Source organism: Curtobacterium subtropicum (assembly GCF_030362975.1).
GTDB classification, from domain to species: domain Bacteria; phylum Actinomycetota; class Actinomycetes; order Actinomycetales; family Microbacteriaceae; genus Curtobacterium; species Curtobacterium subtropicum.
The window spans coordinates 42,194-65,223 of the sequence record NZ_JAUCMM010000014.1 but is presented as its reverse complement, the minus strand read 5'-3'; the positions used below and the strand labels follow the sequence as shown (position 1 = coordinate 65,223).

The window sequence follows — 23,030 nt, the reverse complement described above, 5'->3', positions numbered from 1 at the left end:
GGACCCGGGGCGGGCGTCGTCGTGAGGCGGGTGCTGCGGCTCAGGCGCCGCGTCGCGCGCGCAGGAACGCCAGGCGCTCCTCGAGCAGCTCCTCGAGCTCCTCACGTGAGCGTCGCTCGAGCAGCATGTCCCAGTGCGTCCTGGGCGCCTTGACGTCCTCGGCAGCGACCTCGACGGGGATCCCGTCGTCGCCGAGCAGTCGTCCTTCGCGCCCCGTCCGGGGTTCCGACCACGTCTGCGGTACGTCGGCCTCGGCGGAGAAGACGACGTCGAACGTCTCCCCCGACTCGGTCTGGTAGACCGCGCGCTTCCGGTCGGAGAGCTCGACGCCCTCCTCGCTCTGGAGACTCTGGCTCCCGAGCCGCATCCCGCGGAGACTCCGATCAGCCATGTGTGTGCTCCTCTCGCTCGTCTGCCCTCCTCAACACTGTCCCACGCGGGTTGCATCCCGATGGGGCGCATTCACAGAGCGTTCCCAGTGGGCGGTGGCGGTGTTCAGGCGGCGCGGCGACGAGGACGAGCGCGACGGCGTCCCCACGGTGCACTCGCGAGCAGCACCAGGAAGGCCCCGAGCGACACCACGAGGGTGACGGACCCGGACGCGACCGTCGCCGGTGTGGTGCCGGTCCCGAGCGGCACGTCGGTGATCATCGACGTCGCCGTGTACTCCGGGATGCGGTCGATCGTCCGGCCGCTCGGGTCGATCACCTGCGAGGCACCGACCGTCGAGACGTTGACGAGCGACCGACCCGTCTCGACCGCGCGGAGCCGGGCGATCTCGAGCTGCTGCAGGTTCTCGTCGGTGCCGGAGAAGTCGGCGTTGTTCGTCTGCGCGAGGATGACCTGCGCTCCCCCGCGTGCCATGTCCGACGTCAGACCGTCGTCGACGATGTCGAAGCAGACCGCGATGCCGGCCCTGATGCCCGCCACGTCGAGCACGTTCGGCTTCGTGCCCGGCGTGTAGTCGCGCTGCAGGAGGCCGATGAGGGACGGCGCGAGCTTCGAGAAGAACCAGCGATCGGGGACGTACTCGCCGAAGGGCACCGGGCGCTTCTTGTCGTAGGACGACTGCCAGCCGTCGACGGTCCACACGAACGACGTGTTGTGCAGGACCCCGGACGACGTCTGCGTGATCGCACCGGCGACGAGCGGGGCCCGGACGGTGTCCACGACCGAGTCGAGCGCGTCCGCGACGGCCGGGAAGCGCCGCGGGTCGGCCTCGGCTGCGGCCTCGGGCCAGACGACCAGGTCGACACCGCGCGCCTCGACGTCGGTCGCGGCGACCTGCGCGGCCAGGACCTCGCCGGGCTGTGCGCGGTCGAAGTACCCGGCCGGTCCGTTGCCCTGCACCGCCTCGACGCGGATGCTGCCGTCGACCCGGGTCGGCCACGCGGGCACCGCCAGGACCACGGCGACGAGCAGCCCGGCGGCCGCGATGCGGACCGGTGCGCTGAGGACGGCGCCGGGCGCGCGCGGCACGACGAGCGCGAGCGAGAGCACGACGGCGACGCAGTAGACGACGACGAAGGTCACCCCGAGCACGCCCACGTACGCGGCGAGGTGCGTGAACGGTCCCTGGGACTGCGACAGCCCGACGCGGCCCCAGGCGAAGCCCTCGTACGGCCAGCTCCCGGAGAACCACTCGCGTCCGGTCCACAGACCGGCGACGACGGCCGGGAGGCCCCACACCCGCCAGGCGGTCGACGGCAGGACGCGCGCGACCCACCGGTAGGCGAGGGCGATCGCCACGCTGCCGAGGGCGAAGTACGCGGCTTCGAACAGCGCGAGCGCCAGCCACGGGACCGGCCCGAGGTAGCGCCCAGCCCACGAGATCGCGGGCAGCCAGAACGCGGCACCGGCCACGTACCCGAGCCAGGCGGCTCGTCGGGCGCGCTGCCCCATGGCGGCGAGGAGCATGCAGGCCATCGCCGGGTAGGCGAGGAACCACCAGCCCGGCTCGGGGAACGACAGGGCGAACAGCAGACCGCCGACGACGGCGAGCGGGAACGCCAGCCGCAGCGGCAGCGCGGCGAACTCGTCGCGTCGTCCGTCCGGCAGGACGCCGCGCCCGTGCGGTGCCGCCGTGCTCGGACGGGACGGCCCGCGGACGGCGCGGCCACGCGGGGTGGAGCCGCTGGGCTGCGGACGTGTCGCGGTGTCGGGGACCTGCACCGGGCCTCCCGTCAGACCGTCGCGTAGGCGACGATGCCGCGGCGCACCGCGTCCGTCGCCCGCCGTGCGGTCTGGGCGAGCTCGTCGTCACCGGCGTTGCGGACCTGGTCGAGCAGGTCGATCACCTGCTTCGACCAACGCACGAAGTCGCCCGCGGGCATGTCGAGGGTCCGGAGCACGTCGTCGAGCGCGGAACCGGACGCCCACCGGAACATGCCGACGGACATGGCCGGGGTCGGCGGCTGGGACCCGGCGAGCCGGGCGTCCCGCTCGATGTCGTCGAGTCGGGCCCAGATGGTCAGCGTCTCGTCGAGCGCCGGCCGGAACGCGCCGCGGGGCAGGGCGTGCTCGGTGCCGGGGGCGTCCTCGCGGCGCGGCTGGTAGACGATCGTCGCGGCCATGGCGGCGAGCTGCGCCGGGGTGAGTTCCTTCCACACGCCCGCCTCGAGGCACTCGGCGACGAGCAGGTCGCGCTCCCCGTAGATGCGCTGCAGGCGACGACCGCCCGCGGCGACCGTGGCCTCGTCGTCGCCCGACGCCACGAGGTAGCCGAGCTGCAGGAGCACGTTCGTGACCCGGTCGAAGGTCGTCGCGACCGCACCCGTCCGGGAGCGGATCTGCTGCACGAGCTTGTCGTTGGCGCGCTTGAGCTTGTACCAGCGCTCGGCCCACCGGGCGTGCGCCTCCCGGTCCGGGCACGCGTTGCAGGGGTGCCGCTGCATCTGGCGACGGACGTCGGTGATCGCCGCCTGACGTTCCTGGCGGGCACCGTGCGAGGCCTCGCGCCCGCCGGGGACGTTCGTGCGCTCGAGGTCGGACAGGCGACGGCGGAGGGCGGCGTACTCGGTGAAGTCACCGAGGTGGCACGCCATCGCGCGCTGGTACCCGTCCAGGGACTCCTGCTGCGACCGCACCTTGCGCGCGAGGTCGACGACGGACCGGTCGGCCTGGAACTGCGCGAACGAGGTCTCGAGGACCTCGCGCGTGCGCTGCCGCCCGAACTGCTCGATCAGGTTCACGGCCATGTTGTACGTCGGCTTGAACGACGAGTTGAGCGGGTACGTACGGCGGCTCGCCAGCGATGCGACGGCCTGCGGGTCGAGGCCGTCCGACCACTGGATGACCGAGTGCCCCTCGACGTCGATCCCGCGACGACCGGCACGACCGGTGAGCTGCGTGTACTCCCCCGGCGTGATCGGCACGCGGGCCTCGCCGTTGAACTTCTCGAGCTTCTCGAGCACGACGGTGCGGGCCGGCATGTTCACGCCGAGGGCCAGGGTCTCCGTCGCGAAGACGACCTTGAGGAGCTTGCGCTGGAAGAGGTCCTCGACGACCTCCTTGAAGGCGGGCAGGAGCCCGGCGTGGTGTGCGGCGACACCGCGCTCGAGGCCCTCGAGCCACTCCCAGTACCCGAGCACGGCGAGGTCCTCGTCGAGCAGGGTCCGGCAGTGGTACTCGGCGGTCTCGCGGATCTCGTTGCGCTCGTCCGCCGTCGTCAGCGAGATGCCCGAGCGGAGGACCTGGCGGACCCCCTGGTCGCAGCCGTTGCGGCTGAACACGAAGAAGATCGCCGGCAGGAGCATGCGCTCGTCGAGGACCTTCGCGATCTGCTCGCGGTACATCTTCTCGGTCCGGGGACCCCGGCGCTCCGGGTACCCGCCGCGACCGCGCCGACCCCGGTGCCCACCGCCGTGCCGTTCGCTGCGCGAGGCACCGCCGACCAGCCGGAGCAGCTCCGGGTTCACCCGGTTCGTCGCCGCCGCACCGCTCGAGTCGAACAGGTCGACCATCTTCGAACCCACGAGCACGTGCTGCTCGAGCGGGACCGGACGGTCCTCGGACACGATGACGTCGGTGTCGCCGCGGACGGTCTGCAGCCAGTCGCCGAACTCCTCGGCGTTCGACACCGTCGCGCTCAGCGAGACGAGCCGGACCTCGGTCGGCAGGTGCAGGATGACCTCTTCCCACACGGCGCCGCGGAACCGGTCGGCCAGGTAGTGGACCTCGTCGAGGACGACCCAGGCGAGGTCGTCGAGCAGGTCGGAGTCCGCGTAGATCATGTTGCGGAGCACCTCGGTCGTCATCACGACGACGCGGGCCCGCGGGTTGACGTTCGTGTCCCCGGTGAGCAGCCCGACCTCGGACTCGCCGTAGTCGGCCACGAGCTCGTTGTACTTCTGGTTGCTCAGCGCCTTCATCGGCGTCGTGTAGAACACCTTGGCCGTGGGCTGGCGCATCGCGAGCCAGATCGCGAACTCCGCGACGATCGTCTTGCCGGCGCCCGTCGGGGCGGCCACCAGGACGCTCCGCCCCTGGTCGAGGGCGTCGCAGCCGGCGACCTGGAACGGGTCGAGGTCGAAGCGCAGGTCGGCACGGAACAGCTCGAGGTTGCGCGAGCGGTTCCGGACCTTCGCCGCCTGGTAGCGCTCGGCAGCACTGGGTCCGGGGGTCATCAGCGTGCGTACTCCTCGTCCAGCTTCGCCTGGCGCTTCGCCGCCCGGCGGTCGTGCAACCACGTCACCAGGCAGGCGGCGGCGTAGAGCACCGTCATCGGCACCGCCAGCAGGAACATCGAGATGACGTCGGCCGACGGAGTGACGATGGCGCAGAACACCAGGATGCAGAGGATCGCCACGCGCCACGCCCTGATGATCGAGCTCGCCGACAGCACGCCGACAAAGTTCAGCAGCACGAGGAACACCGGCAGCACGAACGCGATGCCGACGGCCACGATGAGCTTGATGACGAAGTCGTAGTACGCCTTCGCGTCGACGATGGACGTGTCCTGCGACGACACGAAGCTGCCGAGGATCCCCACGATGTGCGGCAGGACGTACCAGCCGAACCAGCATCCGGCGAAGAACAGCGGGATCGCGGTGCCCAGGAACCCGAACACGTACTGCTTCTCGCGCCGCACCAGCGCCGGGACGATGAACGCCCACACCTGGTACAGCCAGACCGGGCTCGAGATGACCACGCCGATCGTGATCGCGATCTGCAGCCGCAGGTCGAACGCCCCGGTGATCTGGGGGAAGTTCAGCTCGGCGGTGTGGCCGCCGACCTCGGCCAGCTGGGTGACCGGCTGCCGCAGGGCGTCGAGGACGAACGGGGTGAGGAACCACCCGCCGATCGCGCACACCGCGACCGCGAGGACGGCCTTGAAGAGACGGTTCCGCAGCTCGATCAGGTGCTGCCCGAGCGACATGCGACCCTCGGTGTCCTTCTTCGGACGGCCTGGTCGCCCCGCTCGCCCGCTCGCGGTCGTCGAAGCCATGGCCCGATCCTACGGGACCGGGACCGACAGTCGGGCCGTCGGCGGCGGACCCACAGGAGGAGCGCCGGACGGAGGCACGGGGCGGGCCCGCTGCGGGCCTCCCGTCCGGCGGCGGTCGCCCGAGGGAGGGCGGTCGCGGTCGCGGCGGTGGCGCGTCCGGGGACGCGGCGCTACTCGGCCGCCAGGGCCGCCTCGGCGAACGCGCGCACGGCGGCACGTGCCGCCGGCGGGTCGAGGACGACCGCGCGACCCGGCAGGCCGGCCACCAGGCGGACGACGCCGTCGAAGCCGTTCGACGCGGCGAGCCGGATGCGGACGCGGCCGTCGGCGTCCTCGGCGTCGGCGGTGTCCGCCAGGTAGTCGGCGACGAGCGGCAGCGCCGAGCAGTCGAGCTCGACGGTGACGATCACGTCGCCGCCGGACTGCTGGAAGAGCGTGTCCGGGATCACGACGTCGCCGATCGTCTTCTGGGCCGGGCGGTCGTCGACGCGCGCGTTCGTCATCCGGTCGAGCCGGAAGGTCCGCAACGCCTGCCGGTCGAGGTCCCAGGCCCGCAGGTACCAGTCGGCGTCGATCGACTCGACGCGCAGCGGGTCCACGCGACGGGTGCCGCCGCGGGTCCGCGGGCCGGCGTACTCGAAGGCGAGCCCGCGACCGTCGGCGACGGCGCGGCGGATGGTCGAGAGCGCGGCGTCGTGCAGGTCCTGGCCGACCGCGACGTTCGACGCCGCTCCCCCGGCGCCGCGGGAGAGCTTCGCCATGAGTGCCCGGATGGCGTCACGGTCCGCGGCCTCGGGAAGGGCGGACAGGTACTGCAGTCCGGCGATCAGCGCCGAGGCCTCGCGTGCGGAGAGCCGGGGCGAGTCGTCGATGGCGACGAGGTTCGTCAGCACGATCATGTCGTTCTGCTCGAAGTCGTCCCAGGCGATGTCGAACAGGTCGCCGTGCTGGTACTGCATCGTCTCGCCGGGCACCCCCGACACCGCGATGAGCTCGACGGCCCGGCGGATGCGCTGCTCGGGGACGCCGAAGTGCCGAGCGGCCTCGGCCACCGAGACGCGCTCGTGGTCGATGAGGTACGGCACGAGGACGAGCAGGAACGCGAGCTTGTCCTGGGCCTGCAGGGGTTGCTGGTCAGCCACGGGCACCTCCGGCGTCAGCGTGGTCGGCGCCGGCGGTCTGGTCGTCGCCCGTGTGGTCGGCGTGAGCGGTCTGGTCGTCGCCCGTGTGGTCGGCCTGAGCGGTCTGGTGGTCGACCGTGTCGTCGGCGTGAGCGGTCTGGTCGTCGTCCGTGTGGTCGGCGACGAGGGCGCGCAGTCGGGCGACGACCCGCTCACGGAGCGCGGCAGGGTCGAGCACCCGGACCTCGGGACCGAAGGCCGCGAGTTCCTCGGCGAGGATCTGCGGGTCGACGTGGTGCACGACGAGCACACCGTCGTCGTCGACCTCGGTGCCGCGACGACGACGGAGCCGACGCTCGGCGTCGGAGCCCGGCACGACCGCGATCCGTGCGGTGCGCTCGGCCCACACGCGGTCCAGCTCGGCGAGGGCCGTCTCGGCGGCCCCGGCGGGCGCGGGGTGCTGCCCGACCTGGTGCACGCTGACCGGCCCGACGATCCGGGACAGCAGGTAGTTCTTCGTCCCGCCGGTCGAGAACTCGTGCGCCGCGAGCATCCAGCGGCCGCCGTGCTGCACGAGTGCGAGGGGCGCGAGGTCTCGGCGGCGCGGCGCGTGCTCCCCCGGCGTGATGTAGTCGAACCGGACCGCAGCCCCTCGGTCGAGGGCGGAACGCAGCGGCTCGAACGCGGCGTCCCGGGCGCGGAGCCGCGGCGCGTAGGCGCCCATGCCGGCGACGCCCTGCGCGGTGGTCGATCCGTCGTCGTCCGACCCCGCGGAGCGCACCTTGAGCAGCGCGCGACGGGAGTCGGTGGACAGTGCCCCCTCGCGCCACGCCATCGCCGCGAGGGACAGCAGCGCGGACTCGTCCGGCGTGAAGCGCACGTCGAGCGGCAGGTCGTACTCGCCCTTCGGGATCCGGTAGCGCAGCGTCTGGTTGTTGCCGGCGGCGCCCGGCGTCTCGATGGTCTCGAGCGGGATGCCGAGGTCGCGGACGTCGTCCTTGTCGCGCTCGAACTGGCGCTCGAGCGAGGCGTTGTCCCCGCCGGGCGTGAACCGCTGGCGGTAACCCTGCACGTTCGCCAGGATCTCGGCCTTCGTCAGCCCGGCCTCGGTCGAGAGCAGCGCGAGCACGAGGCTGAAGAGCCGCTCCTCGGCGGGGACGCGGGGGGCTCGGGTGGCTGGCACGAGCCCGATCCTACGGCAGCGCGGGTGCCCCGGAGTGCACCCGCGCGCGGTCGGTGGAGGGGTGGTCGGGGCTCAGGCGGGCATCTTCCCGAGCACGTCGATGACGTACGCGGTGGTGCCGGACTGCTGGTGCACGATCGCCAGGACCTGGTCGCCGACGCGGTGGCCGAGGATCGCGTTCCGCACGCCGTCGATCACCTGCCCCTCGGCCAGCGGGACCGCCTGCGCACCCGAGCCGTCGGTCCAGTTGGACGCGACGACCGACGAGTCGCCGTTGCTGCCGGCCCACGAGACGGCCGTGTACTTGATGACCGCGCTGTCCTTCGCGGTGAGCTTCGCGCCCGACCCCTTGCGGAGCAGGTGGATCGCGTCCTCCTTCGGCGCGCTCCACGACGGGATGGTGATCCCGGGCGCTCCGGACGGCGCCAGGACGACCGCGGGCATGCCGTCCCCGGCGAGCTGCGGCGTCCCGGTGGCGCGGGCGTCGAAGGCCTGCTTGACGTCCATCACCGCGACGACGGCGTCCTCGGTCTTCCCCGAGGTGCCGGACGCGCTGGTGGCGCTCCCGCTCAGCTCGCTCTTCGGCACTGCCACGGCGAGCCGGTCGCCGACGTGGGCGCACTCGAGCGCGGTGCCGAGCGGGCCGTAGTTGGCGGCGCCGGCGGTGATCGGTGCCGTCTGGCCGGAGTAGCCGCTGGTCTGCGCGACCTGGCCGGTGGCGCCGTCGACGAGCGTGTACTCGACGAGGACCGGCGTGCCCTCCTCGACCTGGCGCCCGTCGCCGGACCGCAGGACCGAGACCTGGGTGCCCTTCGTGGTCAGCCCGGACGGCACCGACACCTTCGGTTCCTTGCCGAACGCACCCGTCGCCGTCACCGCTGCCGAGGCGGCACCGGGCTCGGGGCACGCGGACGGCGCCGTGCCGGCCCCGCTGGCGGCGCACCCCGTCAGGGAGGCGGCGAGGCCGATGGTGACCAGGAGTGCGGGGATGGTGCGCACGGACCCTCTTTCCGTTCGGTGCTGGACGGGCATGCGTAGCCTAGCGGGCGTCGTCGGCGGCATCGTGCGAGGTGTCCCGAGCGACCGGGCCACCGTCGTGCGCGGCCGCCTGCGGGTCCGTCCCGGCCGCGGCGACCCTGCGCGCCTGGGCCGCGGCCTGCCGGGCGACCTTGCGCAGCTTCTTGTCGCTGGCGGACCGCTCGCCGACGGCCCCGGGCGTCCAGGCCTCGACGTCCTCGTCGGAGAACTCGGCCTTGCCTGCGCGACGCTTCAGGTTCGGGAGCACGACCCCGTCGGCCAGACGACGCGCGGTCACGAGGAACCCGGTGTGGCCGACCATCCGGTGGTCCGGGCGGACGGCGAGTCCCTCGACGTGCCAGGTGCGCACGAGGGTCTCGCTCGACTGCGGGTCCGTGAAGCGTCCGGTGTCGCGCAGCGCCTCGGCAGTGCGGGACAGCTGGGTGACGGTCGCCACGTAGCAGACGATGAGCCCGCCGGGCACGAGGGCGTCCGCCGCCGCGTCGACGCACTCCCACGGGGCGAGCATGTCGAGGACCACGCGGTCGACGCTCTGGGGCTCGGTCGCACCGGGGAGCTCCTCGACGAGGTCGCCGACGGTCACCGACCAGTTGTCCGGGACGGCGCCGAGGAACGTGCCGACGTTGCCGCGGGCGATCGCCGCGAACTCCTCACGGCGCTCGAACGACTGCAGGCGACCGGTCGGCCCGATCGCCCGGAGCAGGAAGAGCGAGAGCGCACCGGAGCCGACGCCGGCCTCGACCACCCGGGCGCCCGGGAAGACGTCTGCGAACGCGACGATCTGGGCGGCGTCCTTCGGGTAGACGATGGCCGCGCCGCGAGGCATCGACATGACGTAGTCGTTGAGCAGCGGGCGCAGCGCCAGGTACTCGTCGCCGGTGCTCGCCCGGATCACCGAGCCGTCGGGCTGCCCGATCACGTCGTCGTGCCGGAGCACGCCGCGATGGGTGTGGTACTCGCCGGCGGTCTCGAGCGAGAGCGTCGTGAGCTTGCCCTTGGGACCGGTGAGCTGCACGCGGTCGCCGGCGCGGAACGGTCCGCGGGGCGGGGTGTGCGGCGCGCCACCGGCGGTGTGCGGCAGGGCGACGACGTCCTCCCCCGAGGGCCGCGGGTCGTGCTGGGACTGCTGGGGCTGCTGGGTCTGGTCGGTCATCGGGTCGCCGTCTCGGTACGGGCCGCGAGGGCCGGGCTGGTCAGTTCGACGAGACGGTCGACGTCCACGTCGGCGAGCGTCGTCAGGTGCACGTCGCCGCCGGCGATCTCGGACAGCGGCACGATGTGCTCGACCGCCACGGTCACCGCGCCGGACGCGACGGCGGAGGCGACCCCGGTGGCGGAGTCCTCGATCGCGACGCACGCGGTCGGGTCGACGCCGAGCTGCGCCGCGGCGGCGAGGTAGGCGTCCGGGTACGGCTTCGGACGGTCGACGTCGTCGCCGGCGACGACCACGCGGAAGCCGCGGGCACCGATGGCGTCCGCGGTGACGAGTGCCATCGTGCGACGGGACATCGTCACCAGCGCGGTCGGGATGCCGCGGTCGTGCAGCTCCTCGACGAGCTCACGGGCACCGGGGCGCCAGGGCAGCTCACCGCCCTGCAGACGCTGCGTCACGTAGTCGGTCATCCAGAGGACGATCTCCTCGACCTCCATGTCGACGCCCCGGTCGCGGAGGATCTCGCCCGACCGCTCGAGGCCGCTGCCGACCAGGGACAGACCGTCCTCGTGGGTCCACTCGGCGCCGTACCGGTCGGTCAGCTCGACCTGGGACTGCTGCCAGATCGGCTCGGTGTCGATGATCGTGCCGTCCATGTCCCACAGCACGGCTGCGGGGAGGACGCGTTCGGGGTGCTGGGCGGTCACGGGCGACGAGTCTACCGGGGCGCCGACCGGCCCCGCGGTTCCGCTCGGGGCGGACGGAGCGGTGCCGACGGTCGGCTCCGGCCTATCCTGGGTGACCGACCGTGTCCGGCCGTGCGCGACCACCGCGTGCGCCCTGCTCCACCACCAGGAGGCCCCTCCGTGCCACAGCACTCCCCCTTCAGCGACGGCCGTCTGCTCGTCGTCGCGTTCGAGGGCTGGAACGACGCCGGCGAGGCTGCGAGCGGCCTCGCACGCCGCATCGTCGACGCGCTGGAGCTCGACGAGCTGCGCGAGATCGACGGTGAGCGGTACGTCGACTACCAGTTCAACCGGCCGGAGGTCGGCACCGCCGAGGACGGCTCGCGCGGCATCCGCTGGCCCCGCATCGTGCTGCACGGCCCCGGTGCCGAGGGTCGTCCGGTGATCGGCGCCGCGGGCTCCGAGACCGAGCGCGACGTGTTCGTCCTGGTCGGGCCGGAACCCTCGCGGACGTGGCGCGGCTTCTGTGCCGAGGTCATCGACCTCGCCGACGTGTACTCGATCGATGCGGTCGTGTTCGTCGGGGCGATGCTCGCCGACGTCCCGCACACCCGGCCCATCTCGGTGTTCGTGTCGAGCGAGAACGCCGGTGTCCGTGCCGCGTTCGACGTCGACCGCTCGTCGTACGAGGGCCCGACGGGCATCCTCGGGGTGCTGTCCGACGCGATGGACACCGCAGGGCTCACCACGCTCTCGCTCTGGGCCTCGGTGCCCCACTACGTGCACAACTCGCCGTCGCCGAAGGCGACCCTGTCGCTGCTCGACAAGATCGAGGAGCTCGCGGACGTCACGGTGCCGCGCGGCAGCCTCCTCGACGAGGCCACCGAGTGGGAGGAGGGCATCGACGCCCTCGCCGCCGACGACGAGGACATGGCGAGCTACATCGGCCAGCTCGAGCAGGCCCGCGACACGGTCGACTCCCCCGAGGCGTCGGGCGACGCCATCGCGCAGGAGTTCGAGCAGTACCTGCGCCGTCGCGAGCGCAAGGACGGCAAGGACGGCGGCACCGCCGGCGGCGAAGGCCCGTGGCGGCCCCCGCAGCCGCCGCAGCAGTAGCCGCGACCACCGGACGGACGGCTGACGCAGGGCGGGTGGCCCCGCGCCGAGCGCACCTCAGGCGAGGCGGATGCCGAGCAGCGCGTCGACGAGGTCGACGAGCTCCGGCGTCGCGCGTGTCCCCGCCGCGATCGCGGTGTCGACGGCAGCGACCGCACCCGGGGTGTCGAGGTCGTCGGCGACGCGGGCCCGGATGCGCGCGATCGCCTCGGCGGCGTCGTCCTCGTGACCGGGCGCGTCGCCGGACGCCCACGCGTCCCAGGTCGCCAGACGGGTCGTCGCGCTCGTCAGCTCGCCGTCGAACCACTCCCAGTCGTCCGAGTACCGGTGCGACAGCAGCGCGAGCCGGATCGCGCGCGGATCGGCACCGTCGTCGAGCAGTCCTCGCACGGTGACGAGGTTGCCGAGCGACTTCGAGATCTTCGACCCCTGGTAGGCGATCATGCCCGTGTGCACGAAGGCGTTCGCGAGCGGCTGGTGCGCGAGCGCCGCGGCGTGCCCGGCGCTCATCTCGTGGTGCGGGAAGACCAGGTCGCTCCCGCCGCCCTGCACGCTGATCGGCAGGCCGAGGCGGTCACCTGCGATGACGCTGCACTCGATGTGCCAGCCCGGACGCCCGGGGCCGACGGCGGTGTCCCAGCTCGGTTCGCCCTCGCGCGCGGCGCGCCACAGCAGCGGGTCGAGCGGGTCACGCTTGCCGGGCCGATCGGGATCGCCGCCACGCTCGGCCGACAGCGCGGCCATGGTCTCGCGGTCGAGCCGGCTCTCGTCGCCGAGCGCCCACGCCTCGGTGGGACGGTTCACGTCGAAGTAGACGTCGTCGCCCTCGGAGTCGTCGGTCGGCACGTCGTAGGCGTACCCGGTCTCCTGCAGGTACGCGACGGCCTCGGCGATGCGCTCGACCTCGTCGGTCACGGCCACGAAGTCGTCCGGCGGCAGGACGCGGAGCGCCTCCATGTCGCGGCGGAACAGGTCGATCTGCGACGCGGCGAGCTCGCGCCAGTCGACGCCGTCACGCGTCGCGCGTTCGAGCAGCGGGTCATCGACGTCGGTGGCGTTCTGCGCGTACTCGACCTCGAGCCCGGCGTCACGCCACGCACGGCCGAGCGTGTCGAACGCCAGGTAGGTCGCGGCGTGGCCGAGGTGCGTGGCGTCGTACGGCGTGATGCCGCAGACGTAGAGCGTCGCGCCCTCCGCGCCCTGCGTCGGGTCGACCGGCTTCCCCGCCGCGGTGTCGTGCACCACGGGTCGGGGCGCGTCCCCGGGGACGGACGGGACGGACGGGACCTGCCAGGCCCTCACGGCTGGATCACTCCGAGCGACAGCAACACGATGAGCACGATACCGAGTGCGATCCGGTAGACCACGAAGGGCATGAAGCTGCGCTTGGCGATGTAGTTCATGAACCCGGCGATCACCACGAAGCCGACGACGAAGGCGACCACCGTCGCGACGAGCGTGTCGACCAGGCCGAAGGGGGCGCCGTGGTCGCCGAGACTGGTCGCGGCCTCGTAGAAGCCGGACAGGAACACCGCGGGCACGGCGAGCAGGAACGCGAAGCGCGCCGCAGCTGGTCGGGTGTAGCCGAGCGCGAGGCCCATCGACACGGTGGCACCGGACCGCGAGACGCCCGGCACGAGTGCGAGCATCTGCGCGACGCCGATGAGCAGGCCGCTCCGGAAGGTCATCTGCTCGATCGGCCGGACCTTCCGCCCGACGACGTCGAGCACACCGAGCACCACACCGAACACGATGAGCACGATCGCGACGATCCACAGCGACCGGAAGGTGGTCTCGATCGAGTCCTTGAGCAGGAGCCCCGCGACGCCGATCGGGATCGTGCCGAGGATCACCAGCCACCCGAGCCGCACGTCGGGGTCGCCCTTCGGCACGTCGCGCCGGAACACCGAGCGGAACCACCGCCCGACGATCCGGGTGATGTCCTTCCAGAAGTAGATCAGCACGGCCGTCTCGGTGCCGAGCTGCGTCACCGCGGTGAAGGCGGCACCCGGGTCCTTCGCATCGGGCAGGAAGAGTCCGACGATGCGCAGGTGCGCACTGGAGGACACGGGCAGGAACTCGGTGAGTCCCTGCACGAAGCCGAGGAAGATCGCCTCGAGGATGTGCATCGAGCGGGGCCTTTCGTGCCGGTCGTCACGGGTCGCCGCCGTGGGGCGACCCGGCAAGCTATCAGTACGTGGCGAGCAGGTCGCCGAGGACGCGCCGCCCGAAGGCCAGGGCGTCGAGGGGCACGCGCTCGTCGACCCCGTGGAACATCGCCGGGAAGTCGACGTCCTCGGGCAGGCGGAGCGGGACGAACCCGTACCCGGCGATCCCGAGCCGCGACATCGCCTTGTTGTCCGTCCCGCCGGACAGCAGGTACGGCAGCACGGGGGCGCCCGGATCGTGCCGCTCGAGCGTCGCCCGGACGGCGTCGACGAGCGGCCCGCCGAAGTCCTGCTCGAGCCCCACGTCGCGGTGCGTCATGACGACCTCGACGTCGTCGCCCGCGAGTTCCCGGACCCGATCGAGCACGGCCACCTCGTCCCCGGGCAGGCACCGGAGGTCGACGAGGGCCTCGGCCGTGTCCGGGATCACGTTGTGCTTGTACCCGGCGCGGAGGACCGTCGGGTTCGTCGTCGTGTGCAGTGCCGCGTGGATGAAGCGCGAGGCGGACCCCGTCGCGAGGGCGACCTCGTCCGGCCCGCTCGCGTTCGGGTCCACGCCGAGCAGCCGTGCGATCTCGCGGACCATCGCCTCGGTCGTGTCCGAGAGACGCACCGGCCACTCCTCGGCACCGATGCGCGCGACCGCGGCGGCGACCTTCGTCACGGCGTTGTCCCGCATCACGTGCGACCCGTGCGCCGCCGTCCCGCGGGCGACGAGCTTGATCCACATCAGGGCCTTCTCGCCCGTCTGCAGCAGGTAGGCCCGCTGCCCGCCGAGCGTCACCGAGTACCCGCCGACCTCGCTGATCGCCTCGGTCGCCCCGGCGAAGACCTCCGGGTGCGTGTCGACGACGTGGTGGGCACCGAGGACCCCGCCGGCTTCCTCGTCCGCGAAGAACGCGATGACGAGGTCACGCTCGGGCGCACCCTGCCGTTCCACCACGTCCGCCAGTGCCGTCAGCATCATCGCGTCCATGTTCTTCATGTCCACGGCGCCGCGACCCCAGAGCATGCCGTCGCGGACCTCGCCGCCGAACGGGTCGACGGTCCAGTTCTCCGGGTCCGCCGGCACCACGTCGAGGTGCCCGTGCACGACGAGCCTCGGCTTGTCCCGGTTGCGGCCAGCCACCCGGGCGACGACGCTCACCCGGCCCGGTTCGGACTCGAAGAGCTGCGGCTCGAGACCCAGGGCGCGCAGCCGTGCCTCGACGTAGTGCGCGGCCTCGGTCTCCCCGACCGACTTCCCCTCGCCCCAGTTCGTCGTGTCGATGCGGATGAGGTCCCGCGCGATGGCGGCGGTGGCCTCGAGGTCCGGCTCGGTCGGCAGGGCGTCGCTCATGGCGCCAACGCTACCGGCAGCGCGCGTCGCGGCCGGGCCCGCGCCCCCTGCTCCCCCGTCGTTCCGCGGGACTCGCCCGGGATGCGCGCCCGTGTTCATCGTGCGTTCAGAGCCGTGCTAGTGTCTTCTCTCGGCAGGAACGCCGGGGAAACAGCCCGGAACGACAGCCGAACAAGTGAATCATCACCCTGTCCGGGTGGCGGAATTGGTAGACGCGCTAGCTTGAGGTGCTAGTGCCCGTATTAGGGCGTGGGGGTTCAAGTCCCCCCTCGGACACAAGAAACGGGATGCCCCTGACCTGTCGGTCAGGGGCATTTCTTGTTCGTGCTTCCCGGCGAGCATCGCCATCGCTGCGCTCAGGGCCGGCCGGCGACCGTGCGCATGGTGCGACATCGTCGCCGTCGAACGACAGCCGCCTTGTCGCATTCCACGCGCCCCACTCGGTGCGTGCGCATCGTGCGACATTGCCGCTGTCGAACGACAGCGGTCGTGTCGCAGGACCGGTGCGACCACGCCGTGACACGAACGCACCACGCACCGCGCACCACGTCCCGCGAACCGGACGGGAGGCGCGGGGCAGGCTCGCCCCGCGCCTCCCGTCCGGCTGGTGGTCGTTGCCGGAGTCTCCGCGCTCCGACGGCGCGCAGCCTCGCCTCAGCGCCGCCGCAGGCGGCGCACGAGCAGCACCACGCCGCCGAGGGCGGCGAGCCACCCCCAATTGGCGACGACCGGGTCGAGCAGCTGGTGCCGCCAGTCCCGTCGCGACGACGTCAGGCGTGACGCCACCGGCCGGTTGCCGAGCTCGGCGCGCCACCCGGTCTCGTGCACGACCCGGTCCGGGCGGCCACGGAACGCGTCGGTGACCCGGTGCGTCGCCACGTCGATCCGGTCGCCCAGCACGAGGAGCAACCAGTGCGCGAGTCGTCCCTCGCTGTACCTGGCGTACGCAAACCGCTTCACGACCCCGGCGAGCCCGGAGAGCGGCTGCGCGGTGCCGAACACCGGCGTCACGTGGGCGTGCTCGATCGAGCGTTCGCGGCCCTGAGCACCGGGCTGCTGCTCGGGGACGTCCCAGTGGGCGCCCGAGGCGAGTCCGACCTCGCGGGACAGCTTCGGTACCGAGGGACGGTCGACGAGGTCGAGGTCGCTCCCCCACCCGGGGATGCGCTCGCGGAGCTCCGCCGACGCAGGCACCCGGTGGGGCGGATCGGCGATGTAGGGCGTGTGGTCGGTCACGGGTGTCTCCTTCACGGCACGATCACCGGCTTGATGCAGTCGTCGAGCTTCGACGAGAACAGGTGGTAGGCCTCGTCGATGTGCTCGAGCGGGATCCGGTGCGTGATGATGTCGCTCGGACGGAAGTGTCCGGCCTGGATGTGCTCGAGCAGCCGCGGCCACTGGCGCTTCACCGGCGCCTGGTTCGTGTGGATCGTCAGGCCCTTGTTCATGGCGTCGCCGAACTTCACCGCGCTCGGGATCGGACCGTACGCACCGACGGCCGAGATCGTCCCGCCCTTGCGGACGCCGTCGATGGCCCAGTTCAGCGCTGTCGGGGACCCGCCCTGCAGCTTCAGCTTCGACGTCGTGACCTGCTGCGTGAAGTTGCCGTCCGCCTCGGCACCGACGGCGTCGATCACACTGTCCGCTCCCAGGAAGTCGGTCTGCTGCTTGAGCTCGAGCACGACGTCGTCGACCTCGGCGAAGTTGATCGTCTCGGCGTGCGCGAAGCTCCGGGCCTTCTCGAGCCGGTACTCCAGCTGGTCGACGACGATCACCCGTCCGACGCCCAGGAACCACGCCGACCGGGCCGCGAACAGCCCGACGGGACCGGCACCGAGCACCACGACGGTGTCGCCCTCACGGATCGAGGCGAGCTGCGCCCCGAAGTAGCCGGTGCTCAGCGCGTCGGTCATCAGGAGGGCGTCCTCGGCGTCCAGCCACTCCGGGATCACCGAGGGTCCGACGTCGGCGAGCGGCACGCGGACACGTTCGGCCTGCCCGCCGTCGTACCCGCCCGTGGTGTGCGAGTACCCGTAGATCCCGCCGACGGCCGTGGCGTTCGGGTTGACGTTGTGGCAGTTCGAGAACAGTCCCCTCGCGCAGAACCAGCACGAGCCGCAGTACACGTTGAAGGGCACCATCACGCGGTCCCCCACCGCCAGGCTCGCGACGGACGAGCCGACCTCCTCCACGACGCCGATGAACTCGTGGCCGAAGGTGTGCCCGACCCGGGTGTCCGGCATCATCCCGTGGTACAGGTGCAGGTCGGAACCGCAGATGGCGGCCCGTTCGACCCGGACGACGGCGTCGTTCGAGTGTTCGAGCCGGGGGTCCGGCTTCTCCTCGACGCGGACCCGGTACGGTCCGCGGTAGGTCATGGCACGCATGGGCGCTCCTCTCGCTCGTGACCCCCACGGTCACCGCGGTGCCGTGCGTGCCGACCCAGGACCGCGCGATCTGTGCAGAACGCCCGCGGTCGTCGGGACCGGGCGGACGGACGACCGGGCGGACGGATGACCGGGAGGCGCGGCTCGGGTCCGCCGTGCTGCCCGCTCCGGTGGACGCGTCAGTCCAGGGCCGCAGCGCGCTCCGCCAGGCGGGCCGCCAGCCAGCGACGCGCCGCGGACACCTCGTCGAACACGCCGTCGTCCTGCGCGTCGGCCGCCTCGGCCAGGAGCGCACGGAAGCGCGGGCCGGGCTCGAGCCCCGCGTCCACGAGGTCACGGCCGGTGACGAGTCGCTCGCGACGTCCCGCGACCTGGTCACCCGACATCACCTCCAGCCACGACCACGCCGGACTGCGGCTCGCGGCCGGTCCGCGGCCCTGCGCGTCGGCCTCGCAGACGCGTGCCCACGCGTTCGCGGTCTCGAGTGATCCGCCGAGGCGGCGCAGGAGTCGCCGGGCAGCCGGCACGGACGGCGCCGCATCCGCCGTCGAGTGCGCCACCATGTGCTCACGGACCAGCAGTGTGACCTCCTGCACGACGGACCGCGGTGCGCCGAGTCGACGGAGCAGTGCGGTGGCCGCGGCTGCGCCGGAGACCTCGTGCCCGACGCTCCGGATGCGGACCGAACCGTCCTCGCCCACGACGCGCTGGGTGCCGTCCCCGGCCTTGCCGAGGTCGTGCAGCAGCGCTGCGAGGACGACGACCACGCGCCGCTCCCCGATCACACCGGCCGCACGGCAGGCTCGCGCCGCGGCATCGGCCGCGAGCCCTGCGTGCACGTGCACGGGGCCCTCCGGGTGCCACGTCGGGTCCTGCGGCACGTCGCGGACCGCGGCGAGCTCCGGCAGGTGCCGTTCCCAACCGGTGGCGTGCAGGACGTCGAGGGCGGCGGACTGCTCGTCGCCCTCGGTCATCCGGCGCACCTCGGGCCAGAGCCGCTCGCGCACGATGGCGTCCCACCGGTCGCCGAGGCTGCGGGCCAGTGCGATGGTCGCCGGGTGCACGGTGCAGCCGTACCGGGCGACGAACCGGACCAGTCGGAGGACCCGGAGCGGGTCGTCCCCGAACCGTTCCGACGCGTGGTGCAGGAGTCCGGCGCGGGCATCGTCGATGCCGCCGACGGCGTCGACCAGCTCGTTCCGGACGACGTCCCACGCGACGGCGTTCACGGTGAGGTCCCGCCGGCGCGCCGACGAGGCGACTGCAGCGTCGAGGGCGTCGTCGTCCGCGACCGTGCCGGGCACCACCGCGACGTCGAGGTGCGTGTCGTCGAGGAGGACCTTGCACACCGGGAACGCGGCCCCTGCGGTGACCACGACGGCCCCGGTCGCGCGCAGGACCGCGACGACCGCATCGGTGTCCGCGGCGCCGTGCAGCTCGACGTCGACGTCTGGTGGCCCGACGTCCGGGACCGGCCGGTCGACCTCGCGGAGCAGCGCATCACGGACGGCACCGCCGACGACGAGCGGTCGTCCGACGGTCGACAGCACCGCGAGCAGCGCCTCAGCACCCTGCGGGAGACGGAGCCACCGGACAGCGTCAGCGGGACCGGGGCAACGGTGCAGACCCGCGCCACGGGTCGACGCACAGCGGGGACAGGGGGTGGTGGGCACGGCCGGGCTCCTCGTCGTGGACCTCCGTGCACGGCACCGAGGGAGTCAGTCTGCCGCACCTCGGCCCCGGACGCGACAGCAGACGTGACACAGAACGGACGGGAGGCGCGGTACCGTCCGGTAGCGCGCCTCCCGTCCGTCGAGTGGTGGCGTCAGCTCTTGGAGGCCTCGACGAAGTTGCGTCGCGGATCGGTCTCCTTGATGAGCGAGGTCGCGTCGCGACCGGACACCGCACCGGTGATCCAGCCGATGACGATCCGGACCTTCCGGTTCAGCGTCGGCATCGCGTACACGTGGTACGCGCGGTGGGCCGTCCACGCGAGCAGGTTCGTCATCTTGACGCCCTTGATGTTCGCCGCTCCCTTGCCGACGCCGTACGAGGCGACGGTGCCGATCGACGGGTGGCGGTACTCCTCGAGCGGCTTGCCCGTGATCGTGGCGACCACGTTGTCGGCGGCGACGACGGCCTGGCGGACGGCGTTCTGCGCGTTCGGCGGGTAGTAGGCCGGCTGCTTCTCGGCGGTCAGGTCGGGGACCTGCGCGACGTCGCCGAGGCCCCAGACGCCGGGGACGACCTCGTGGGTGTCCTCGGCCCCGACCTGGAGCTTCGCGTTCGCGGCGAGGTGGCCCTTCGGACCGCGCGGCAGGTCAGACGCGTCGAGGAGCGGGTTCGGCTTGACCCCGGCGGTCCAGACGAGCAGCCCGGCGGCGAACTCGTCGCCGTCCGAGAGCTTGATGACGCCACCCTCGGCGCTCGGCATGGTGGTCTTCAGTCGGACGTCGATGCCGCGGGCGCGGAGCGACTCGAGGGTCCACTTCGACAGCTCCGGGCCGACCTCCGGCGCGACGCGGTCCAGTGCGTCGATGAGCACCCAGCGCGGCTGCTCGCCGGCGAGCGACGGGTAGGTCTTGATGGCGGCCTGCGAGACGTCGAAGAGCTCACCGATCGCCTCGACACCGGTGTAGCCACCGCCGACGAAGATGCTCGTGAGCAGGCGACGACGCTCGTCCTCGTCGCGGGTCGCAGCGGCCTTCGCGATGTTGTCGAGCAGCTTGGCGCGGACGTAGGCAGCTTCTTCGACCGTCTTGAAGCCGACGCCGTACTCCTCGAGCCCGGGGGTCGGGAACGTGCGGGTCACCGAGCCGAGCGCGACGACGAGCTGGTCGTAGCCGAGCGTGCGGTCGTCACCGCCGGCCGTGGCGATCGAGACCGTCTTGTCCTTCGAGGAGATGCCGGTGACCTTGCCCTGGATGACGCGGGTCTTCTTCAGCGCACGACGGAGTTCGAAGGTCACGTCCTTCGGGGCGATGTGCCCGCCCGCGACCTCCGGCAGGAACGGCAGGTACGTGTAGTACGTGTTCTGGTCCACCAGCGTGATCCGCATCGGCACGGTCGCGGCGTGCTTCTGGAGCTGCTTGACCGTGGTGTAGCCGGCGGAACCGCCGCCGAGGACGAGGACGTGAGGGATGGAGTCTGCCATGCACCCGGTCTACCGGAAGTTGCCCTCGGACGTCACCAAGCCGCGCCGCCCCGTCCGCGCTCCGCAACCGGATCAGCCACTCGGTCGTCACCGGCCGCGCGGACGGTCCTGCAGGCGCCACCACGCGGTCTCGGCCAGCTCCGGGCCGGTGAAGACACCGTGCTGGGTCCGGCGGGACTCGGTGAGCGAGAACCGGCGCAGGCGGTACCCGCCGCCGAAGCGGTCGATGATCGCCTCGGGTGACGACTCCGGCGTGCGCTTCACGAGCCACGTCCGGTCGTCCACGGGCTCGATCACCGGCGGTTCCCGATGCGGGAGCGCAGCACGTCGATGCGCTTCTGGATCTGCTCGATGCTCGCCTGCGCCACGGCGGGTCCACCGCTGATCCGACGGAGTTCGGCGTGGATCGCGCCGTGCGGTTCGTTCGCGTGCCGCGACCAGATCGACACGAGTCGTGCGAGCTCGGTCCGCTGCTCCTTGAGCGTCTGGTACATCGGGCGCGCCTCGTCCGGCTTCGGCTTCGGCATGCCGTCCTTCGCGGTGCGGCCCTTCGACCGCTTCGCCTGCGACGCCTGGCGTGCCCGCAGCAGGTCGCGCACCTGGTCGGGTTCGAGGAGGCCCGGGATGCCGATGAAGTCGAGCTCCTCGAGCGAGCCGACCTCGCCCCCGGTGCCGAACTCGCCGCCGTCGTAGAGCACCCGGTCGAACGACGCCTGCGAGTCGAGCGCCTCGAACGGTTGCACCTCGAGCAGGCTCTCCGACGCCCGGTCCTCCTTGTTCGCCTCGGCGACCATGGCGTCCTCGGGGTTGTACATCCCGTCGTCGCTGTCCTTCGGCCGGTCGAGGGCGTGGTCGCGCTCGAGCTCGAGCGACGCCGCCAGCGCCATCAGACCGGGCACGCTCGGCAGGAACACGCTCGCGGTCTCCCCGCGGCGACGAGCCCGGACGAAGCGGCCGATCACCTGGGCGAAGAACAGCGGGGTGCTCGCGCTCGTCGCGTAGACGCCGACGCAGAGCCGGGGCACGTCGACGCCCTCGGACACCATGCGGACGGCGACCATCCACCGGGAGGTGTCCTCGGAGTACGCCTGGATCCGGCTCGATGCGGCTGCCTCGTCGGAGAGGACCACGGTGGGTCGCTCTCCGGTGATCTGCTGCAGGATCCGGGCGTAGGCGCGGGCGGTCGTGGTGTCGGTCGCGATCACCAGGCCGCCGGCGTCCGGGACGCCGCGACGGACCTCGGTCAGTCGCTTGTCGGCTGCCGAGAGCACGGCGGGCATCCACTCACCCTCGGGCGAGAGCGCGGTCCGCCAGGCCTGGGCCGTGATGTCCTTCGTGACCTGCTCGCCGAGGGACGCGGACATCTCGTCGCCCATGCGCGTCTTCCAGCGCATCTGCCCGGCGTAGGCCATGAACAGCACGGGTCGGACGACGCCGTCCTTGAGCGCGCGGCCGTAGCCGTAGTTGTAGTCGGAGATCGAGGTCCGGATGCCCTGCTCGTCGGGGGCGTACTGCACGAACGGGATCGGGGCGGTGTCGGACCGGAACGGGGTCCCGGAGAGCGACAGGCGCCGCGTCGCCTTGGTGAAGGCCTCACGGATGCCGTCACCCCACGTCAGGGCGTCACCGCCGTGGTGGACCTCGTCGAGGATCACGAGCGTCCTGCTGCCCTCGGTGATCCTCTGGTGCACCTCGGGGTTCATGCCGACCTGGGCGTAGGTGATCGCCACGCCCTGGTAGTGGCGCCCGAACATCCCGTCGCCGTTCTTGAACATCGGGTCGATCCGGATGCCCACACGGTCGGCGGAGTCCGCCCACTGCCGCTTGAGGTGCTCGGTCGGCGCCACGACGACGATGCGGTCGACGGTGCCCCGGGCGAGGAGCTCGGTGGCCAGACGGAGCGCGAAGGTCGTCTTGCCGGCGCCGGGCGTGGCGGCCGCGAGGAAGTCGCGCGGCTCGGTCTCGAAGTACTTCGTGAGCGCTTCGACCTGCCAGGCGCGGAGCTTCGACGCGGTGCCCCACGCTGCGCGCTCCGGGAACGCCGGCGACAGGTGCTCGGCGGCCGCGTTGCCCGCGTTCTCCGCCTGGACCACGGCTTCGTCGTGGGGTCGGGCAGCGGCCGTCTCGGCCGGTTCGCCACCGGCCGCGGGGTGCTCCCGCGTCGCCTGGTCGACGCCGTCCGGGGTGTCGCCCCACAGCGTCGCGGGCTGCTGCTCGTCGTCGTGTTCCGCTGCGCTCA

Annotated in this window: 19 protein-coding genes and 1 tRNA gene; 2 read left to right on the top strand and 18 right to left on the bottom strand. The window is 72.3% G+C overall.

The annotated features are described in order from the left end of the window. Positions 1-40: 40 nt before the first annotated feature. From QUG98_RS15265 to QUG98_RS15225, 9 genes are all read right to left on the bottom strand, one after another. On the bottom strand, positions 41-391 hold the full coding sequence (locus tag QUG98_RS15265; protein ID WP_058727838.1) for an RNA polymerase-binding protein RbpA: 351 nt from the start codon (positions 389-391) through the stop codon (positions 41-43). A gap of 104 nt (positions 392-495) precedes the next feature. Continuing rightward, a complete protein-coding gene (gene lnt / locus QUG98_RS15260; protein WP_289471359.1) occupies positions 496-2,172 on the bottom strand; it encodes an apolipoprotein N-acyltransferase in 1,677 nt (558 codons plus the stop codon). An 11-nt stretch (positions 2,173-2,183) separates the two neighbouring features. Next, positions 2,184-4,625, bottom strand: coding sequence for a DEAD/DEAH box helicase (locus tag QUG98_RS15255; RefSeq protein WP_289471358.1), 2,442 nt, complete (start codon positions 4,623-4,625; stop codon positions 2,184-2,186). After that, positions 4,625-5,377 (bottom strand): twin-arginine translocase subunit TatC, encoded by a 753-nt coding sequence (gene tatC, locus QUG98_RS15250; RefSeq protein ID WP_289471375.1) that lies wholly within the window; start codon positions 5,375-5,377, stop codon positions 4,625-4,627. Before tatC ends, QUG98_RS15255 begins: the two co-directional genes overlap by 1 nt. Positions 5,378-5,616: 239 nt before the next feature. Beyond that, a complete protein-coding gene (locus QUG98_RS15245; RefSeq protein ID WP_289471357.1) occupies positions 5,617-6,588 on the bottom strand; it encodes a helix-turn-helix transcriptional regulator in 972 nt (323 codons plus the stop codon). After that, positions 6,581-7,750 (bottom strand): helix-turn-helix transcriptional regulator, encoded by a 1,170-nt coding sequence (locus tag QUG98_RS15240; RefSeq protein ID WP_289471356.1) that lies wholly within the window; start codon positions 7,748-7,750, stop codon positions 6,581-6,583. Before QUG98_RS15240 ends, QUG98_RS15245 begins: the two co-directional genes overlap by 8 nt. Before the next feature lie 72 nt (positions 7,751-7,822). Further along, positions 7,823-8,749 (bottom strand): FKBP-type peptidyl-prolyl cis-trans isomerase, encoded by a 927-nt coding sequence (locus QUG98_RS15235; protein WP_289471355.1) that lies wholly within the window; start codon positions 8,747-8,749, stop codon positions 7,823-7,825. A 40-nt stretch (positions 8,750-8,789) separates the two neighbouring features. Then, complete coding sequence (locus tag QUG98_RS15230) at positions 8,790-9,941, bottom strand: tRNA (adenine-N1)-methyltransferase (RefSeq protein ID WP_289471354.1); 1,152 nt, start codon at positions 9,939-9,941, stop codon at positions 8,790-8,792. Next, entirely contained in the window at positions 9,938-10,648 is a 711-nt protein-coding gene (locus QUG98_RS15225) for an HAD family hydrolase (protein ID WP_289471353.1), read from the bottom strand. The genes QUG98_RS15230 and QUG98_RS15225 overlap by 4 nt, the downstream gene beginning before the upstream one ends. Before the next feature lie 159 nt (positions 10,649-10,807). On the opposite strand from QUG98_RS15225, the gene QUG98_RS15220 reads away from it, so the two are divergent. Then, positions 10,808-11,743, top strand: coding sequence for a proteasome assembly chaperone family protein (locus QUG98_RS15220; RefSeq protein ID WP_289471352.1), 936 nt, complete (start codon positions 10,808-10,810; stop codon positions 11,741-11,743). Between the two features lie 57 nt (positions 11,744-11,800). Here QUG98_RS15220 and mshC read toward each other — a convergent pair whose 3' ends face one another. The 3 genes from mshC to QUG98_RS15205 all read right to left on the bottom strand — a co-directional run bounded on the left by mshC (position 11,801) and on the right by QUG98_RS15205 (position 15,250). Next, entirely contained in the window at positions 11,801-13,045 is a 1,245-nt protein-coding gene (gene mshC / locus QUG98_RS15215) for a cysteine--1-D-myo-inosityl 2-amino-2-deoxy-alpha-D-glucopyranoside ligase (protein WP_289471351.1), read from the bottom strand. Further along, entirely contained in the window at positions 13,042-13,872 is an 831-nt protein-coding gene (locus tag QUG98_RS15210) for an undecaprenyl-diphosphate phosphatase (protein WP_289471350.1), read from the bottom strand. Before QUG98_RS15210 ends, mshC begins: the two co-directional genes overlap by 4 nt. A gap of 61 nt (positions 13,873-13,933) precedes the next feature. Next, on the bottom strand, positions 13,934-15,250 hold the full coding sequence (locus QUG98_RS15205) for a M20/M25/M40 family metallo-hydrolase (RefSeq protein ID WP_289471349.1): 1,317 nt from the start codon (positions 15,248-15,250) through the stop codon (positions 13,934-13,936). Between the two features lie 190 nt (positions 15,251-15,440). On the opposite strand from QUG98_RS15205, the gene QUG98_RS15200 reads away from it, so the two are divergent. After that, a tRNA-Leu gene (locus QUG98_RS15200) sits at positions 15,441-15,526 on the top strand. Between the two features lie 378 nt (positions 15,527-15,904). Here QUG98_RS15200 and QUG98_RS15195 read toward each other — a convergent pair. From QUG98_RS15195 to QUG98_RS15170, 6 genes are all read right to left on the bottom strand, one after another. Beyond that, positions 15,905-16,486, bottom strand: a complete 582-nt coding sequence (locus QUG98_RS15195) for a hypothetical protein (RefSeq protein WP_289471348.1) — start codon at positions 16,484-16,486, stop codon at positions 15,905-15,907. A gap of 11 nt (positions 16,487-16,497) precedes the next feature. Further along, positions 16,498-17,637, bottom strand: coding sequence for a zinc-dependent alcohol dehydrogenase (locus tag QUG98_RS15190; RefSeq protein ID WP_289471347.1), 1,140 nt, complete (start codon positions 17,635-17,637; stop codon positions 16,498-16,500). 179 nt (positions 17,638-17,816) lie between these two features. Beyond that, on the bottom strand, positions 17,817-19,187 hold the full coding sequence (locus QUG98_RS15185; RefSeq protein ID WP_289471346.1) for an HD domain-containing protein: 1,371 nt from the start codon (positions 19,185-19,187) through the stop codon (positions 17,817-17,819). A 275-nt stretch (positions 19,188-19,462) separates the two neighbouring features. Next, positions 19,463-20,791, bottom strand: coding sequence for an NAD(P)/FAD-dependent oxidoreductase (locus tag QUG98_RS15180; protein ID WP_289471345.1), 1,329 nt, complete (start codon positions 20,789-20,791; stop codon positions 19,463-19,465). Positions 20,792-20,878: 87 nt separating this feature from the next. Continuing rightward, positions 20,879-21,088: a hypothetical protein gene (locus QUG98_RS15175; RefSeq protein WP_289471344.1), complete on the bottom strand. Its 210-nt coding sequence runs from the start codon at positions 21,086-21,088 to the stop codon at positions 20,879-20,881. Then, positions 21,085-22,884 (bottom strand): DEAD/DEAH box helicase, encoded by a 1,800-nt coding sequence (locus tag QUG98_RS15170; RefSeq protein WP_289471374.1) that lies wholly within the window; start codon positions 22,882-22,884, stop codon positions 21,085-21,087. The genes QUG98_RS15175 and QUG98_RS15170 overlap by 4 nt, the downstream gene beginning before the upstream one ends. Positions 22,885-23,030: the final 146 nt, after the last annotated feature.